This is a genomic window from Modestobacter caceresii (assembly GCF_000761485.1).
In the GTDB taxonomy this organism is placed as follows: Bacteria; Actinomycetota; Actinomycetes; order Mycobacteriales; family Geodermatophilaceae; genus Modestobacter; species Modestobacter caceresii.
In genome coordinates this window covers 17,294-32,005 of sequence record NZ_JPMX01000029.1, presented here as the reverse complement: position 1 = coordinate 32,005, position 14,712 = coordinate 17,294, and the positions used below count along the sequence as shown (strand labels likewise).

14 protein-coding genes are annotated in these 14,712 nt (G+C 74.0%); 9 read left to right on the top strand and 5 right to left on the bottom strand.

What is annotated here, in order from left to right:
• Nucleotides 1–63 precede the first annotated feature (63 nt).
• Both IN07_RS08850 and IN07_RS08845 read right to left on the bottom strand, forming a co-directional pair.
• Nucleotides 64–1,017: a proteasome assembly chaperone family protein gene (locus IN07_RS08850; protein ID WP_036335256.1), complete on the bottom strand. Its 954-nt coding sequence runs from the start codon at nt 1,015–1,017 to the stop codon at nt 64–66.
• A gap of 95 nt (nt 1,018–1,112) precedes the next feature.
• On the bottom strand, nt 1,113–2,414 hold the full coding sequence (locus IN07_RS08845; protein WP_081975284.1) for an AI-2E family transporter: 1,302 nt from the start codon (nt 2,412–2,414) through the stop codon (nt 1,113–1,115).
• Between the two features lie 102 nt (nt 2,415–2,516).
• On the opposite strand from IN07_RS08845, the gene IN07_RS08840 reads away from it, so the two are divergent.
• From IN07_RS08840 to IN07_RS08830, 3 genes are all read left to right on the top strand, one after another.
• Nucleotides 2,517–2,981 (top strand): PPOX class F420-dependent oxidoreductase, encoded by a 465-nt coding sequence (locus tag IN07_RS08840; RefSeq protein ID WP_036335254.1) that lies wholly within the window; start codon nt 2,517–2,519, stop codon nt 2,979–2,981.
• A gap of 76 nt (nt 2,982–3,057) precedes the next feature.
• Nucleotides 3,058–3,642 (top strand): hypothetical protein, encoded by a 585-nt coding sequence (locus tag IN07_RS08835; RefSeq protein ID WP_036335252.1) that lies wholly within the window; start codon nt 3,058–3,060, stop codon nt 3,640–3,642.
• Entirely contained in the window at nt 3,639–4,160 is a 522-nt protein-coding gene (locus tag IN07_RS08830) for a hypothetical protein (protein WP_036335251.1), read from the top strand. The genes IN07_RS08835 and IN07_RS08830 overlap by 4 nt, the downstream gene beginning before the upstream one ends.
• A 38-nt stretch (nt 4,161–4,198) precedes the next feature.
• Here the strand turns inward: IN07_RS08830 and IN07_RS08825 are convergent, their stop codons facing one another.
• Nucleotides 4,199–5,743, bottom strand: coding sequence for a helix-turn-helix domain-containing protein (locus tag IN07_RS08825; RefSeq protein ID WP_036335249.1), 1,545 nt, complete (start codon nt 5,741–5,743; stop codon nt 4,199–4,201).
• A gap of 74 nt (nt 5,744–5,817) precedes the next feature.
• Between IN07_RS08825 and IN07_RS08820 the strand changes: the two genes are divergently transcribed.
• The 4 genes from IN07_RS08820 (at nt 5,818) to IN07_RS08805 (ending at nt 7,980) form a co-directional block, all read left to right on the top strand.
• Nucleotides 5,818–6,030: a hypothetical protein gene (locus IN07_RS08820; protein WP_036335248.1), complete on the top strand. Its 213-nt coding sequence runs from the start codon at nt 5,818–5,820 to the stop codon at nt 6,028–6,030.
• 91 nt (nt 6,031–6,121) lie between these two features.
• Nucleotides 6,122–6,724, top strand: a complete 603-nt coding sequence (locus IN07_RS08815; RefSeq protein ID WP_052091051.1) for a hypothetical protein — start codon at nt 6,122–6,124, stop codon at nt 6,722–6,724.
• Between the two features lie 43 nt (nt 6,725–6,767).
• Entirely contained in the window at nt 6,768–7,520 is a 753-nt protein-coding gene (locus tag IN07_RS08810) for a dienelactone hydrolase family protein (RefSeq protein WP_036335247.1), read from the top strand.
• 43 nt (nt 7,521–7,563) lie between these two features.
• Nucleotides 7,564–7,980: an ankyrin repeat domain-containing protein gene (locus IN07_RS08805; RefSeq protein WP_036335246.1), complete on the top strand. Its 417-nt coding sequence runs from the start codon at nt 7,564–7,566 to the stop codon at nt 7,978–7,980.
• A 22-nt stretch (nt 7,981–8,002) separates the two neighbouring features.
• On the opposite strand, the gene IN07_RS23895 is transcribed toward IN07_RS08805, so the two are convergent.
• On the bottom strand, nt 8,003–8,512 hold the full coding sequence (locus IN07_RS23895) for a MarR family winged helix-turn-helix transcriptional regulator (protein ID WP_052091050.1): 510 nt from the start codon (nt 8,510–8,512) through the stop codon (nt 8,003–8,005).
• Between the two features lie 114 nt (nt 8,513–8,626).
• Here IN07_RS23895 and IN07_RS08795 point away from each other — a divergent pair, with 114 nt between their 5' ends.
• The gene (locus IN07_RS08795) at nt 8,627–11,749 is read left to right on the top strand and encodes an efflux RND transporter permease subunit (RefSeq protein WP_036335245.1); all 3,123 of its coding nucleotides are present in this window, start codon (nt 8,627–8,629) and stop codon (nt 11,747–11,749) included.
• A 64-nt stretch (nt 11,750–11,813) separates the two neighbouring features.
• On the opposite strand, the gene IN07_RS08790 is transcribed toward IN07_RS08795, so the two are convergent.
• Nucleotides 11,814–13,247 (bottom strand): MFS transporter, encoded by a 1,434-nt coding sequence (locus tag IN07_RS08790; RefSeq protein ID WP_231558068.1) that lies wholly within the window; start codon nt 13,245–13,247, stop codon nt 11,814–11,816.
• Nucleotides 13,248–13,370: 123 nt separating this feature from the next.
• Here IN07_RS08790 and IN07_RS08785 point away from each other — a divergent pair, with 123 nt between their 5' ends.
• Nucleotides 13,371–14,693, top strand: a complete 1,323-nt coding sequence (locus IN07_RS08785) for an alpha-amylase family glycosyl hydrolase (protein WP_036335244.1) — start codon at nt 13,371–13,373, stop codon at nt 14,691–14,693.
• Nucleotides 14,694–14,712 lie beyond the last annotated feature (19 nt).

The following is a 14,712-nucleotide window of genomic DNA, read 5'->3' as shown; positions in this document are numbered from 1 at the left end:
GGCCGAAGACCTCGACTCCGACAAGTAGCCGATCAAATACCCAACACCCTCTGAGCCGGGGCGTCAGTCGGTGGGGCGGTCGCCGTCCTGCTCGGCGAGGAACCGCTCGATCTGCGCGCCGAGCTCGTCGCCGCTGGGCATCTCGCCGCCGAACCCGAGCAGGCCGGTCTCCTCGCGGGAGGCGGTGAAGGAGTCGAACTGCTCCTCGAGGGCGCTGACCACCGCGGTGTTCTCGCTGGAGCGGGCGATCTGCTCGTCGACCTCGGTGCGGTGCGCCTCGGCCGCCTCGCGGAGCGTCTCGGTCGGCACGAGCAGGCCGGTGAGCTGGGTCAGGTGCTCGAGCAGGGTGAGCGAGGCCGCCGGGTAGGTGGCCTGGGTCAGGTAGTGCGGCACGTGGGCGGCGATGCCGAGCGCGTCGACGCCGGCCTCCCCGAGCCGCAGCTCCAGCAGCGCACCGACGCTCCCGGGGATGCGCATCTCACCCCAGTACAGGGGATAGGACTCGATCAGCTGCCGCCGTGTCGCGTGCGCGGTCACGGTCACCGGGCGGGTGTGCGGCACCGGCATCGGGATGGCGTGCAACGCGACGGCCGAGGTCACGCCCAGCCGGTCGACCAGCTGCAGCACTGCGGCGACGAACCGCTCCCACGCGTAGTCGGGCTCGGCGCCGTGCAGCAGCAGGAACGGCGTCCCGGCGTCGTCCTCCAGGGCGTACAGCCCGATCTCCGGGGAGGCGATCGAGACGTACCGGTCGCCGGAGAACGTCATCCGTGGCCGGTGGCCCCGGTAGTCGACGAGCGCATCGACGTCGAAGCGGGCGATGAGCCGGTTCGGCAGTGCGTCGAGCAGGTGGGCGCCGGTCAGTGCTCCGGCGTGCGCGGCGTCGAAGTCGCCGGCCAGGTGGTGGACGAGCACCAGGCTCCGGCGCTCCTCGGGGGTGGCCACCGCCGCCTCGCGGGCGAGGAAGGGCTCGGCCTCGGGGAGCACCTCGACGAGGTCCTCCGGTCGCTGGGGCACGGGACGTCCTCCTGACGGCTGGTCGGGCTGCACGTGGTCACCAGCTCCGCGGACGGCCGGTGCATTCCCATCGTCCTCCCGCCGGGGGAGGTCGGTCAGCTGCTGGGCGTCGTCTCGGCCGGCTCGCGCACCAGGTGGGTGCCCGAGGCGTCCTGGGTCAGCTGCCCCCGGGTGCCGTCGTCTGCGACCTCGGGGTTGTTGCCGTCGAGCACGTCCCGGCCGTAGCGGTAGGCGACCGCGATCAGCGCGGCCACCGGCACCGCCAGGAACGCCCCGATGATCCCGGCCAGGCTGGCGCCGGCGGTCACCGCCAGGATCACCACGGCCGCGTGCAGGTTGAGCCCGCGCCCCTGCAGGATCGGCTGGAGCACGTTGCCCTCGATCTGCTGCACCACGATGATCAGCCCGAGCACGATCAGCGCCGTGGTCAGGCCGCTGTCGACCAGCGCGATCAGGACGGCGAAGCCACCGGCGACGAAGGCACCGATGATCGGGATGAAGGCGCCGAAGAAGGTGAGCACGGCCAGCGGCAGGACCAGCGGCACGCCGAGCACGAGCAGCCCGATGCCGATGAAGAGGGCGTCCACGAAGCCGACGATGGCCTGCTGGCGGATGAACTCCGACAGGGTGCGCCAGGTCTTCAGCGACAGGGCCGCGACGTGCGGTGCGGCCTGCGGGCCGGTCTGCGCCGCCAGCCACGGCACCCACTTCGGGCCGTCCTTGAGGAAGAAGAAGGTCAGCACCAGCGCGAGGACGAGGTTGATCAGCAGGCCGCCGATCGTGGTCGCGGTGGTGACGGCGTAGCCGGCGATGTTCTGGGCGTTGCTCTGCACCGAGTCGATGATCGAGTCGACGGCGTTGCCGACCTGCTGGTCGTCGATGTTGAACGGCGGACCGGCCAGGTACTCCTGCACCTGCTCCAGGCCCTGGGTCACGCCGTCGGCGACCTCCTCGACCTGGCCGACCACCTGGGGGGCGATGACGGCGATGATCCCGCCGAAGGCGCCGAGGAAGAGCAGCAGCACGACCAGCGACGCCAGTGCCGGCGGCCAGCCGTGGTGGCGGAGGACGCGGGTGACGGGCCAGAGGACGGTGGTGAACAGCAGCCCGAGGACGACGGGGAGCAGGACCACCCACAGTTCGCCGATGACCCGCCCGAGGATGAGCAGGGCGATGACGATGAGGATCAGCTCGGCCGAGGCGACCGCCACCCGCCGGCTCGCGGCCTGCAGACGCCGGGCGCGTTCCGGCCCGGGGATCGGCGCACGGGTGGTGGCGACCTCGTGCTCGTCGGCCCCGGTCCCGGTCGCGGTGTCGGCCCGGCTCGCACCGGTGTCCTCGCCGCGCTCGTCGGCGGCGGGCTCGGCGGCGTTCTCGGTGCGGTGTTCGTCGGGCATGCGTTGATCCCAGCACACCCGGACGTGTCCCACCGATCGGCCGGACGTGATCTGTGCGGCGTCACCGCGCGGATCGTCGGAGGCACGTCGTAGGTTCCCGGCATGCCGAAGACCGCCACCGCCGACCGGGTCGATCGCGAGGGGCTGCTCGCCTTCCTGCGCCCCCGGCACAAGGCCCTCCTGCTCACCCACCGCAGCGACGGGAGCCCGCAGTTGTCCCCGGTGACGTGCGGCGTCGACGACCAGGGGCGGGTGGTGGTCTCCACCTACCCGCAGCGGGCCAAGGCGGTCAACGCCCGGCGTGACCCCCGGGTCTCGCTCTGCGTCCTCTCCGACGACTTCGACGGCGCCTGGGTGCAGGTCGACGGCCAGGCGGAGGTGCTCGACCTTCCCGACGCGCTCGACCCGCTGGTCGACTACTTCCGGTCGATCAGCGGTGAGCACCCGGACTGGGACGAGTACCGCGCCGCGATGCAGCGCCAGGGCAAGTCGCTGCTGCGGGTCACCATCGAACGCTGGGGGCCGGTGGCCACCGGCGGCTTCCCGCCGGCACCGGCCTCGTCCTGACCCGACGCGGGGGATCGACACGCTGCGACAAGGGCAGGAGCTTGCGTCGCGCCGTGCAAGCTGCTGAGCTTGCCGCATGCCCTTCGTGCTGACGGTCGACCAGCGGGACAGCCGCCGCAGCCCGGACCGGGTGCCCGAGGTGCTGTCCGCGCTCAGCGGGGTGCCCACCGTCCTGCGCTTCGAGCGCACCGCGGGGGACGAGGTCCAGGGCCTGCTCGACGACCCGGTCGTGGTGGTGGACGTCGTGCGCCGGCTGGTGCGCGACGGCGGGTGGAGCATCGGGATCGGGGTCGGCCCGGTGCACACGCCGCTCCCGGGGAGCACCCGGGCCGGGTCCGGTCCGGCGTTCATCGCAGCCCGCGCCGCCGTCGAGGCGGCCAAGCGCCGTCCCGTCCGGCTCGCCGTCCGGGGGGGCGCCGCTGAGCCGGCGGCGGATGCGCAGGCGGTGCTGACCGCCCTGGCCGCGCTGGTCGAGCGGCGCAGCGACCAGGCGTGGGAGGCGATCGAGCTGGTCGAGGGCGGGCGCACGCAGGCCGAGGCGGCCACCGAGCTGGGCGTCACCCGTCAGGCGGTGGGGCAGCGGCTGGGCGCAGGCCTGTGGGACGTCGAGCGGGACCTGCACCCCGCGGCGGCGCGACTGCTGGCCCGGGCGGCGGGATGAGCGTCGCCGCCCTCGTGGTCCTCGGCGTCCTGGCCGTGGCCGGAGCCGCCCTGACCCCGCACACCGACCGCCGGGGCAGCCGGTTCGGCGGGGCGCTGCTCGTGCTGCTGCTGGGCGCCGCCGCTGCGCTGGCCTGGCGGGCGGACCGGGTCGGTGACGGGGTGGAGGTCGGCGGCCAGTTGCTCGCGGTCGCCTCCGCGGCGCTGGGCGGGGGACCGGTGGCGACCGCCGTCCTCCGGGCCGCCGACCCCGACCGGGTGGCGGGGCGCCGGCGCGCCTCGGACCCGGAGGTGCTGCGGGGCGGTGCCTGGATCGGTGTGCTGGAGCGCTCCGCCATCGCGGTCACCGTGCTCGCCGGGTTCGCCGAGGGGCTCGCCGTCCTGATCGCGGTGAAGGGGCTGGGGCGGTTCAACGAGCTGAAGGCCCCGGTCGCGTCCGAGCGGTTCATCATCGGCACCCTGGCCAGCGGCCTCTGGGCCCTCGGCTGCGTCGGCGTCGCCGTCCTCCTCCGCACCTGACCCCTCCACCAAGATGGCCATTTTGGTGGTGGAGGGGTTCAGTCGTGGAAGACCTCGATCTGGGCGCCCATCTCCACCAGTCGCTCGTAGAGCTGCTCGTAGCCGCGGGCGATGATGTCCACGTTGCGCAGCACCGAGTCGCCCTTGGCCGCCAGCATCGCCAGCAGGATGCAGACCGCCGGGCGCAGCGCCGGCGGGCAGACGATCTCCGCCGCCGACCAGCGGGTCGGCCCCTCCACCAGCACCCGGTGCGGGTCGAGCAGGCGCACGTCGGCGTTCAGCCGGGTCAGGTCGGAGAGGTGGATCGCCCGGTTGTCGTAGACCCAGTCGTGGATCAGCGTGCTGCCGGTGGCCGTCGCGGCGATCACCGCGAAGAACGGCAGGTTGTCGATGTTGAGCCCCGGGAAGGGCATCGGGTGCACCTTGTCGATGGGCGCCCGCAGCTGCGACGGGTGCAGGGTGATGTCGACCAGCCGGGTGCGGCCGTTGTCGGCCGGGTACTCCGGTGACAGGTCGAAGGACAGCCCCATCTCGGCGAGGATGGCCAGCTCGATCTCCAGGAACTCGATCGGGGCCCGGCGCACGGTGAGCTCCGAGCCGGTGACGATCCCGGCGGTCAGCAGGCTCATCGCCTCGACCGGGTCCTCCGACAGCGGGTAGTCGACGTCGGCGTCGAGCACGGGCTTGCCGGTGACGACCAGGGTGGTGGACCCGAAGCCCTCGATGCGCACGCCCAGCAGCTCCAGGTACAGGCAGAGGTCCTGGACCATGTAGTTCGGGCTGGCGTTGCGGATCGTCGTCGTCCCGTCGTGCCGGGCGGCGGCCAGCAGCGCGTTCTCCGTCACCGTGTCCCCGCGTTCGGTCAGCACGATCGTGCGGTCCCGCGCCACGGGCGGGGCGACGGTCGCCCGGTACTCCCCGGCGTGCGCCTCGACCTCCAGCCCGAAGGGGCGCAGCGCGATCATGTGCGGCTCGACGGTGCGGGTGCCGAGGTCGCAGCCGCCGGCGTAGGGGAGCCGGAAGTCCTCGGCCCGGTGCAGCAGCGGGCCCAGGAACATGATGATGCTGCGGGTGCGACGGGCCGCGTCGGCGTCGATCGCGGAGAGGTCCAGCTGCTCGGGGACGACGAGGGTCAGGTCCCGCCCGGCGGCGTCCCAGGAGGCGGAGACGCCGATCGAGGTGAGCACGTCGAGGATCCGGTCGACCTCGACGATGCGGGAGACGTTGCGCAGCGTCGTCCGGCCGCGGTTGAGCAGCGCGGCGCACAGCAGCGCGACCGCCGCGTTCTTGGACGACTTCACCGTGACGCTGCCCGACAGCGGCGTGCCACCCCGGACGCGCAGGTGGGTGGGGCCGGAGCGCCCCACGCTGATCAGCTCGCTGTCCAGTGCCGCCGACAGCCGGCCCAGCAGCTCGAGGGTCAGGTTCTGGTTGCCCTGCTCGATCCGGGCGATCGCGCTCTGACTGGTGCCCAGCCGCTCGGCCAGCTGCAGCTGGGTGAGCCCGCGGTGTCGCCGGGCGTCCCGCACCAGGGCGCCGATCTGGCGGAGGGACTGGGTCGTCGTGTCCTCGGTCAGCGTCATCGGCGACCACGGTATGTCACAAATGAGATCCGGACGGTCGTGGTACGCAGTCCTCCGGCCCGTCAGGATGAGGCATGGTCTTCTGGATCGCGGTCGGGGCCGTGCTCACCCTGCTGCTCGCGGTGGCCTGGTGGCTGGACCACTCGGCCCGGCGGCGCGGGTCCCGGTCACAGCACCACTCCGACGTCTGGTACGAGGTCCGGGAGGGCCGCCGGGACGCCGAGGTCCTCAGCCCGTTCGTCCGGGACAACTCCTGGACCAGTTGGAGCCGGCGGAACCGCCGCTGAGCCACCCGTCCGGGGACGCCGGGTGTCGAACCGGTGGTCAACGGACATGATGGGGGTGCCGGACCCCGGCCCCACCTGCGAGGAGAACCCCGTGTCCCAGACCCCGGCGCCGACCGGTTCCGTGTCCCACCCCGAGCTGCTGGCCGTCTACGTCAACGACCACCTCGCCGCGGCCGCCGGTGGCATCGAGCTGGTCTCCCGGATGATCGGGGTGCACCGCGGGACCGAGTACGAGCAGCCCCTCCGTCAGTTGCTCGACGAGCTCCGTGAGGAGAAGGCCGCGATCACCGGGGTCGCCCGGGCGCTGGGCTTCCCGGTGCGCCAGTACAAGCAGCTGGCCACCTGGGTCGCGGAGAAGGCGAGCCGGGCGAAGCTGAACGGGCACCTGCTCACCCGGTCCCCGTCCAGCGACCTGGTCGAGTTCGAGTTCCTCGCCTCCGCCGTACGGGGCAAGCGCAGCGGCTTCGAGACGCTGCGGATCGCCGCCGTCGCCGACAGCCGGATCGACGCGGAGCTGCTCGACCGGCTGATCCAGCAGGCCAACCGCCAGCACGACTGGGTCACCGAGGTGCGCCGGGACGTCGCGGCGAGGGTCTTCGGTGGCGACCCGAGCGCCCCTGACCTCGCTGCGGACAACGGCAACGGTGACGGTGGTGGTGGCGACAACGGCGGCACCACGGGCGGCCAGGGCTGAGCTCCCGCTGCGCGGGGGCGGGGGCGGCGGTAGACACGTCGGCATGTGCCACGACCACGACAGCCGCCCGCCTGCGCCACCCACCGTCGGGGCGGTCGCCGAGCGGGGCACCCTCACGCTGACCGCCGCCGACGGCACCCGGTTCTCCGCCGCCTACGCCGCGCCGGCCACCGCGCCGCGCGCCGGCGTCGTCCTGCTGCCCGACATCCGGGGCCTGCACCCGTACTACGTCGCCCTGGCGGAGCGGTTCGCCGAGGCGGGGCTGGCCGCGGTCGCCATCGACTGGTTCGGCCGCACCGCGGGGATCGCCGAGAACGGCACCCGCGAGGAGGACTTCGACTGGGGGACGCACATCCCGCAGACCACGCCGGCCGGCGTCGACGCCGACACCACCGCCGGGATCGAGTACCTGCGCAGCCGTACCGACCCGGCGCTTCCGGTGGTCACCGTCGGGTTCTGCTTCGGCGGCAGCCACGCCTGGCGGCAGTCGGCCGGCGCCCTGGACCTGGCCGGCAGCGCCGGCTTCTACGGCCGGCCCAGCCTGGTGGGCGACGCCGCGGACGGCGCCCGCAAGCCGGTGGTGATGATCATCGCCGGGGCGGACAGCGCCACCCCGGTGGCGGAGCAACGGCAGCTGGCCGCCCGGATGCGCGCGGCCGGGGCCGAGGTGGACGAGGTGGTCTACGAGGGCGCGCCGCACTCCTTCTTCGACCGGTCGTTCGACGAGTGGACCGAGGCCTGTCAGGACGCCTGGCGGCACGTGCTCGCCCTCACCGATCGGGTGAGCGGCTCCTGAGCGGGCGGGCGGCCGACGCCACCGGGCTCCTACGCTCGGTGGCGTGACCGACCCGCAGCCGCCCCAGCAGCCCATCGACCCCGGCGTCATCGCCCTCGCCGCGAAGGTCTTCGACCTGGCCCGGGAGGGCGACACCGAGCAGTTGGTGGCCTACCTCGACGCCGGGGTGCCGGCCAACCTCACCAACGACAAGGGCGACACCCTGCTCGTCCTGGCGGCCTACCAGGGTCGTGCCTCGACGGTGGCCGCGCTGCTGGAGCGCGGGGCGGACCACACCCGGGCCAACGACCGGGGCCAGACGGCGCTGGCCGCCGCCGTCTTCAAGCAGTCGGCGGAGACGGTGCGCAGCCTGCTCGCCGCCGGCGCCGACCCGGACGACGGTCAGCCCAGTGCCCGGGCGACCGCGCAGTTCTTCGACCTGCCGGAGATGACCGCCCTGCTGGAGAGCCCCACCGCCTGACCGGCCGCACCGGACGGTCGGATCAGGGTCGGTCGTCCTGGTCCCTCAGGACCCGCAGCACGCCGGTGAGACCCTCCTGGAGCGCAGCGAGCTCGCTCGGGCGCAGTGCCTGCAGGACGGCGGCGTCGGTCTCCACGTCCGACGCCATCAGCCGGCGGACCACCCGGACCCCGGCCCGGGTGGGCGTGAGCACCCGGCCCCGCCCGTCCCGGCTGTCCGGTGTCCGGTCGACCATGCCGGCGCGGACCAGTCGGTCGACCAGGCCGGTGATGGTGGCCGGGCTCACCTCCAGCAGCTCGCTGAGGTGCTGTGGCGTCATCGACTCCTCGATCACCAGGAAGGTCAGCCCGCGCAGCTGCTGGAGGGTGAGCGGGGTGTCCAGCAGCGGCTCGAGGCGGCGCCGCACGCTGTAGTCGCCGATCTGCGCGCCCAGGCACAGCACCGCCAGCACCTCGGCGGGGAGGTCGCGCCAGCCCTCGGGCCAGTCGTCGGGCACGTCGTCGGGGTCGGGCACGGTGGTCTCGATGGTCATGCGCACCTCCTCCGGGGGAGTGTCGGCGTTCACCGGTAGTTTGCTCGAAGCTAACTACTCGGTGCAAGCTGGCCGGGTCCACTCCCGACACCGGCCCCGGCCGTGGAGGAACGCGTGTCCCGTCTCGCCGTCCTGTCCCTGCGGAACCGAGCCCTGGTGGCGTTGGCGACCATCGCGGTTCTCGTGTTCGGGCTGATCTCGGCGGGCTCGCTGAAGCAGGAGCTGATCCCGAGCCTGCAGATCCCCGCTGCCGCCGTCGTCGCCACCCAGCCCGGCGTCTCGCCCGACGTGGTCGAGCGCCAGGTCGTGCAGCCACTGGAGCAGGCCATCGGCACCGTGGACGGCGTGGTCGCCACGACCTCCACGGCCAGCACCGGGCTGGCGACGGTCGCCGTCGAGCTGGAGTACGGCTCCGACATCGACCGGGCCACCGCCGCGCTGCAGACCGCGGTCAGCCGGGTGCAGGCCCAGCTGCCGGCCGACGTCGAGCCCCAGGTGCTGGCCGGGTCGCTGGCGGACCTGCCCGTCGTGCAGCTGGCGATCGCCGCGCCGGGCGACACCGCCGCCCTGTCCGACCGGATCGACTCCGCCGTCGTCCCGCTGTTCGAGCAGGTCGAGGGCGTCCGCGACGTGACGGTCACCGGGGCCAGCGAGCCCCGCGTGCAGATCGCCCTGGACCCGGCCGCCCTCGCGGCGGCCGGGATCCCGGCAGCAGCGGTCACCGCCGTGCTCGAGGAGAACGGCGTGGTGCTGCCCGCCGGCACGGTGACCGAGGGGGAGCAGACCCTGTCGGTGCAGGCCGGTGACCGGCTCACCTCGGTCGAGGAGCTCCGCGCCCTCCCGCTGACCGGTGCCGACGGCGCGGTCACGCCGCTGAGCGCGGTCGCCACGGTGGAGCTGGGCGAGGCGCCGGCGACGTCCTACTCCCGGGTCGACGGTCAGCCGGCCCTCTCGGTTGGGCTGACCCAGACCCCGGACGGCAACACCGTCGACATCTCGCACGCCGTCGAGGACCTGCTGCCGCAGGTGCGGGAGCTGCTGGGTGAGGGCAGCACGGTGGCGGTCGTGTTCGACCAGGCGCCGTTCATCGAGGAGTCGATCGAGGGCCTGGCCACCGAGGGCGGCCTCGGGCTGCTGTTCGCCCTGGTCGTGATCCTGGTCTTCCTGGCCTCGGTGCGGTCCACGCTGATCTCGGCGGTGTCGATCCCGGTGTCGCTGTGCGTCACCTTCATCGGGCTGCAGGTCGCCGGCTTCTCGCTCAACATCCTCACCCTGGGTGCGCTGACCGTCTCGATCGGCCGCGTGGTCGACGACTCCATCGTGGTCATCGAGAACATCAAGCGGCACCTGTCCTACGGCGAGGCGCGCACCAAGGCGATCCTCGGCGGCGTCCGCGAGGTGGCCGGCGCGATCACCTCCTCGACCATCGCCACCGCGGCGGTGTTCCTGCCGATCGCGCTGGTCGGGGGCCTGGTGGGCGAGCTGTTCCGGCCCTTCGCGCTCACCGTGGCGATCGCCCTGATCGCCTCGCTGGTCGTCTCGCTGACCATCGTCCCGGTGATCGCCTCGGCGTTCCTCAAGGCGCCGGAGACCGACCGGGAGGACACCGCCGAGGTGGCCCGCGAGCGGGAGGCGGCCGAGGCGGCGGAGCGGCGCACCTGGCTGCAGCGGCTGTACGTGCCGGCGCTGCGCGGCGTGCTGGCCCACCGCCGCTGGACCGTCGCCGGTGCGCTGGCCGTCTTCGTCGGCACCCTGGCGCTCACCCCGCTGCTGCAGACCAACTTCATCGGTGACGCCGGTGAGGACACCGTCACCGTCACCGCCGCCTACCCGGCCGGCACCAGCCTGGCCGCGCAGGACGAGCGGGCCCGCGTGCTGGAGAGCGCGCTCGGCGAGGTGCCCGGGGTGGGGACCGTGCAGACCACGGTCGGCTCGGCCGGCGGGTTCGCCGCGTTCAGCGGTGGCGGTGGCACGCCCACGGCGACGTTCTCGCTGACCCTGGCCGAGGACGGCGACCCCGAGGAGACCCGCGCGGAGATCCGGACGGTCGCCGAGGAGCTCCCCGACGTCGGGGAGGTCACCGTCGCCGCAGCCGGCTCCGGGTTCGGCAGCTCGACGGTCGACGTGCTGGTGCAGGCGGCGGACGCCGACGTGCTGGCCGAGGCCGCCGACCAGGTGCAGCAGGCCGTGTCCGAGGTCCCCGGGGCCACCGACGTCACCAACGACCTGTCGGCCGGGCTGCCGGTGGTCCGGGTCGACGTCGACCCGGTGGCGGCCGCCGAGGCCGGGCTGACCGAGGCGCAGGTGACCCGCACCCTGGCCGGGCTGACCAACGCCGTCCCGCTCGGGGAGATCGACGTCGACGACGCGAGCACGCCGGTCTACCTGGACCCGGTGCAGGCCCCGCAGACGGTCGAGCAGCTCCGCGCCGTCGTCCTGCCGACGGCCGGGGGCCTGGTGCCGCTCACCCAGCTGGCGACGATCGAGGAGGAGCAGGCCCCCAGCTCGATCAGCCGGGTCGACGGCGAGCGCAGCGCGACCGTGTCGGCGACCCCAGCCGGCACCGACCTCGGTGCGCTCACCGCCGAGCTGCATGCAGCGATCGACGGGCTCGACCTGCCGGCCGGTGCCGAGGTGTCGATCGGTGGCGTCGCCGCCGACCAGGGCGAGGCCTTCGCCGACCTGGGCCTGGCCCTGGTGATCGCCGTGGTGATCGTCTACCTGGTGATGGTGGCGACCTTCCGCAGCCTCACCCAGCCGTTCATCCTGCTCGTCTCGGTGCCGTTCGCCGCGACCGGTGCGCTGCTGATGCTGCTGGTCACCGGCACCCCGCTGGGCGTGCCGGCGCTGATCGGGGTGCTGATGCTCATCGGCATCGTGGTGACCAACGCGATCGTGCTGATCGACCTGGTCAACCAGTACCGGGAGCAGGGCCGCCCGCTGGCCGAGGCGGTCAGCGAGGGTGCCCGCAAGCGGCTGCGGCCGATCGTGATGACCGCGGCGGCCACGGTGCTGGCCCTCACCCCGATGGCGTTCGGGCTGACCGGCGGCGGGGTCTTCATCTCCCAGCCACTGGCCCTGGTGGTGATCGGCGGCCTGATCACCTCCACGGTGCTGACCCTGCTGCTGGTGCCGGTCCTCTACACCTCGCTGGAGACCCGCCGCGAGCGGCGGGCGGCCACCCGCGCGCGGGTCACGGAGCCGGAGCCGGCGGCGGAGGAGCTGCAGCCGGCCTGACGCCCGCTGCGCAGTTCCGGTCGCCGGCGGCGGGGTGTCCCCGCGTGTCGGCGAGCGGAACTGCTCACTCGGGCGCGGGGGAGACCGACGACGGTGCGGGCGCCGGTTCCGCGGCGCGGGGGCGGCCGGGCAGGAAGGCGGTCAGCACCGCCAGTGCCAGGCACGCCCCGCAGCCGATCGCGGCCAGCACGGTGTAGCCGCTGGACGGCGGCAGGTCCGTACCGGCCGGGGTGAGCGCCTCCAGCACCGTGGCGCTCAGCGCGCTGCCCAGCGCGAACCCGACGTAGCGCAGCACCTGGTTGAGGCTCATCGCACTGCCGGTCTCCCCGGCCGGCACGGCACCGACGATCAGCCCGGGCAGTGCCGCAAAGGTCAGGCCCACGCCGAACCCGGCGACCGCCATTGCCACGAACAGCTGCCACAGCTCCTCGCGGACCAGGCCGAACAGCACGGTGCCCAGCAGGAGGACGAGGGCGCCGACCGGCAACACCACCCGCGGCCCGGCGGCCCGGTCCAGCGGCCGGCCGACCCGGCTGGCCAGGAAGCTGGCGACGGAGAACGGCAGCAGGATCAGCCCGGCCACCACGATCGAGGTGCCGAAGCCGTAGCCGGAGGACTCCGGGGTCTGCGCCAGCCGGGGCACCGACGACAGCAGCAGGTAGTTCGCCAGGCCGACGAGCAGGGCGGCGCCGTGCGCGGTGGCGGCGACCCGGCCGCGGGCCAGCCGCAGGTCGACCAGCGGGGCCTCGGCGCGCAGCTGCCACACCGCCCAGGCGACCAGCGCGAGGACGGCGACGACGGCCAGCCCGAGCACCGAGGGTGAGGTCCAGCCCCAGGTGCCGGCCTCGCCGAGGGCCAGCAGCCCGGTGGCGAGCCCGATCCCGAGCAGCACCGCGCCGGCGACGTCCAGCCGCCGGGGCGGCACGTCGGGCGAGGGCGGGTAGACCAGCGCGGCGGCGGCCAGGGCGAGCACGCTGGCACCCGCGCCGAACCAGAAGGCGGCGTGCACCCCGCCGAGCTCGGCGATCGCCCCGGTCAGCGGGTAGCCCAGCCCGACACCGGCGGCGACGGTGACCGACAGTGCCGCGACCGTGGACCGGGAGCGCTCACCGGTCAGGGCGGTGCGGGCGGTGGCGATCGCCAGCGGGGTGAGCCCGAGGCCCAGCCCCTGCAGCCCGCGGCCGGCGACCAGCCAGCCCAGGCCCAGCGGGAGGGCGGCCAGCACGTTGCCCAGCAGCACCACGGTGAGGACGACGAGCACCACGGTGCGGCGGTGCCGGCCGTCGCCGAGCCGCCCGATCACCGGCGTGGCCACCGCACCGACCACCAGGGTGATGGTGAGGGACCACTGCGCGCTGGTGATCGAGACGTCGTTGGCCGCGGCGATCGCCGGGACCAGCGGGGCGCCCAGGCTGCTGATGACCGCGACGAGCATGGCCAGGTAGAGGAGCACCGGGACCAGTGCCGGCCGGGCCGGCGACGCGGGAGGGGCGGTCACGCCGGCGACGATAGGTGCGTCCTGCACCCTGGCCGGGGTGCGTCTTCCGCCCAGCGGCGGCCCGGCCCGGCGCGCTGGGTAGCGTCGGCGGAGCTGGTGCAGAGGTCGACACGAGGGAGCGGGATGCCGGACTGGGTGCAGGACGCGGTGTGGTGGCACGTCTACCCGCTGGGCTTCGTGGGCGCCGAGCGCGAGGCGACCGAGGTGGTGACGCACCGGCTGGACCGGCTCACCGGCTGGCTGGACTACGCCGTCGAGCTGGGCGCCAACGGACTGGCGCTGGGTCCGGTGTTCGCCTCCAGCACGCACGGCTACGACACCGTCGACCACGGTCGGATCGACCCGCGGCTCGGGGACGACGACGACTTCGACGAGCTGGTCGCGGCCGCCCACGAGCGCGGCCTGCGGGTCCTGCTCGACGGGGTGTTCAACCACGTCGGCCGCGAGCACCCGGCGTTCCAGGCGGTCGTCGACCGGGGGCCCGACGCGCCCTCGGCGGCCTGGTTCCGGCTGTGCTGGCCGGACGGCTGGCAGCCCGGCGTCGTACCGGAGTACGACACCTTTGAGGGCCACGGCCAGCTGGTCGCCCTGGACCACTCCGCGCCGGTGGTCGCCGACTGGGTGACCGAGGTGATGACGCACTGGCTGGACCGCGGTGCCGACGGCTGGCGGCTGGACGCCGCGTACGCCGTCCCGACGTCCTTCTGGGCGACCGTGCTGCCCCGGGTGCGGGAGCAGCACCCGGAGGCCTACCTGGTGGGCGAGGTCATCCACGGGGACTACGCGCAGGTCGTGCGGGAGTCGACGATGGACGCGGTCACCCAGTACGAGCTGTGGAAGGCGATCTGGAGCTCGCTGAACGACGGCAACCTGCACGAGCTGGCGCACGCGCTGGGCCGGCACGACGGGTTCCTGGACACGTTCGTGCCGCTGACCTTCGTCGGCAACCACGACGTCACCCGGATCGCCAGCCGCCTCGACGACGTCGCGCACCTGCCGCACGCGCTGGCGGTGCTGTTCACCGTGGGCGGCACGCCGTCGGTCTACGCCGGCGACGAGCAGGCCTTCACCGGGGTCAAGGAGGACCGGGCAGGTGGGGACGACGCCGTCCGGCCGCCCTTCCCGGAGTCCCCGGACGAGCTGGCGCCCTTCGGTGAGCCCACCCGCCGGCTGCACCAGGAGCTGATCGGGCTGCGCCGGCGGCACCGCTGGCTGCACACCGCGCGCGTCACGCCGCTGCACCGGGACAACCGGCAACTCAGCTACGCGGTCACGGGGGAGGGGCAGCGGCTGGTGGTGGCGCTCAACCTGGCCGACGGCGAGGTGACCGTGCCGGCCGGCGGGGCGGGGGAGCTGCTCGCCGGGGCGGGCGCCGTGCGGCAGCCGGGCAGCGACCGCGCGGCCGTCTCGCTGCCGGCGCACGGGTGGGCCATCCTGGCCGGGTGAGCCAGGCCCGGGTGAGCAA

Excerpts from the sequence above, each read along its gene's own strand:
- IN07_RS08845 (WP_081975284.1), bottom strand. The coding sequence starts at position 2,414 with ATGCCCGACGAACACCGCACCGAGAACGCCGCCGAGCCCGCCGCCGAC.
- IN07_RS08840 (WP_036335254.1), top strand. The coding sequence starts at position 2,517 with ATGCCGAAGACCGCCACCGCCGACCGGGTCGATCGCGAGGGGCTGCTC.
- IN07_RS08835 (WP_036335252.1), top strand. The coding sequence starts at position 3,058 with ATGCCCTTCGTGCTGACGGTCGACCAGCGGGACAGCCGCCGCAGCCCG.
- IN07_RS08830 (WP_036335251.1), top strand. The coding sequence starts at position 3,639 with ATGAGCGTCGCCGCCCTCGTGGTCCTCGGCGTCCTGGCCGTGGCCGGA.
- IN07_RS08825 (WP_036335249.1), bottom strand. The coding sequence starts at position 5,743 with ATGACGCTGACCGAGGACACGACGACCCAGTCCCTCCGCCAGATCGGC.
- IN07_RS08820 (WP_036335248.1), top strand. The coding sequence starts at position 5,818 with ATGGTCTTCTGGATCGCGGTCGGGGCCGTGCTCACCCTGCTGCTCGCG.
- IN07_RS08810 (WP_036335247.1), top strand. The coding sequence starts at position 6,768 with ATGTGCCACGACCACGACAGCCGCCCGCCTGCGCCACCCACCGTCGGG.
- IN07_RS23895 (WP_052091050.1), bottom strand. The coding sequence starts at position 8,512 with ATGACCATCGAGACCACCGTGCCCGACCCCGACGACGTGCCCGACGAC.
- IN07_RS08785 (WP_036335244.1), top strand. The coding sequence starts at position 13,371 with ATGCCGGACTGGGTGCAGGACGCGGTGTGGTGGCACGTCTACCCGCTG.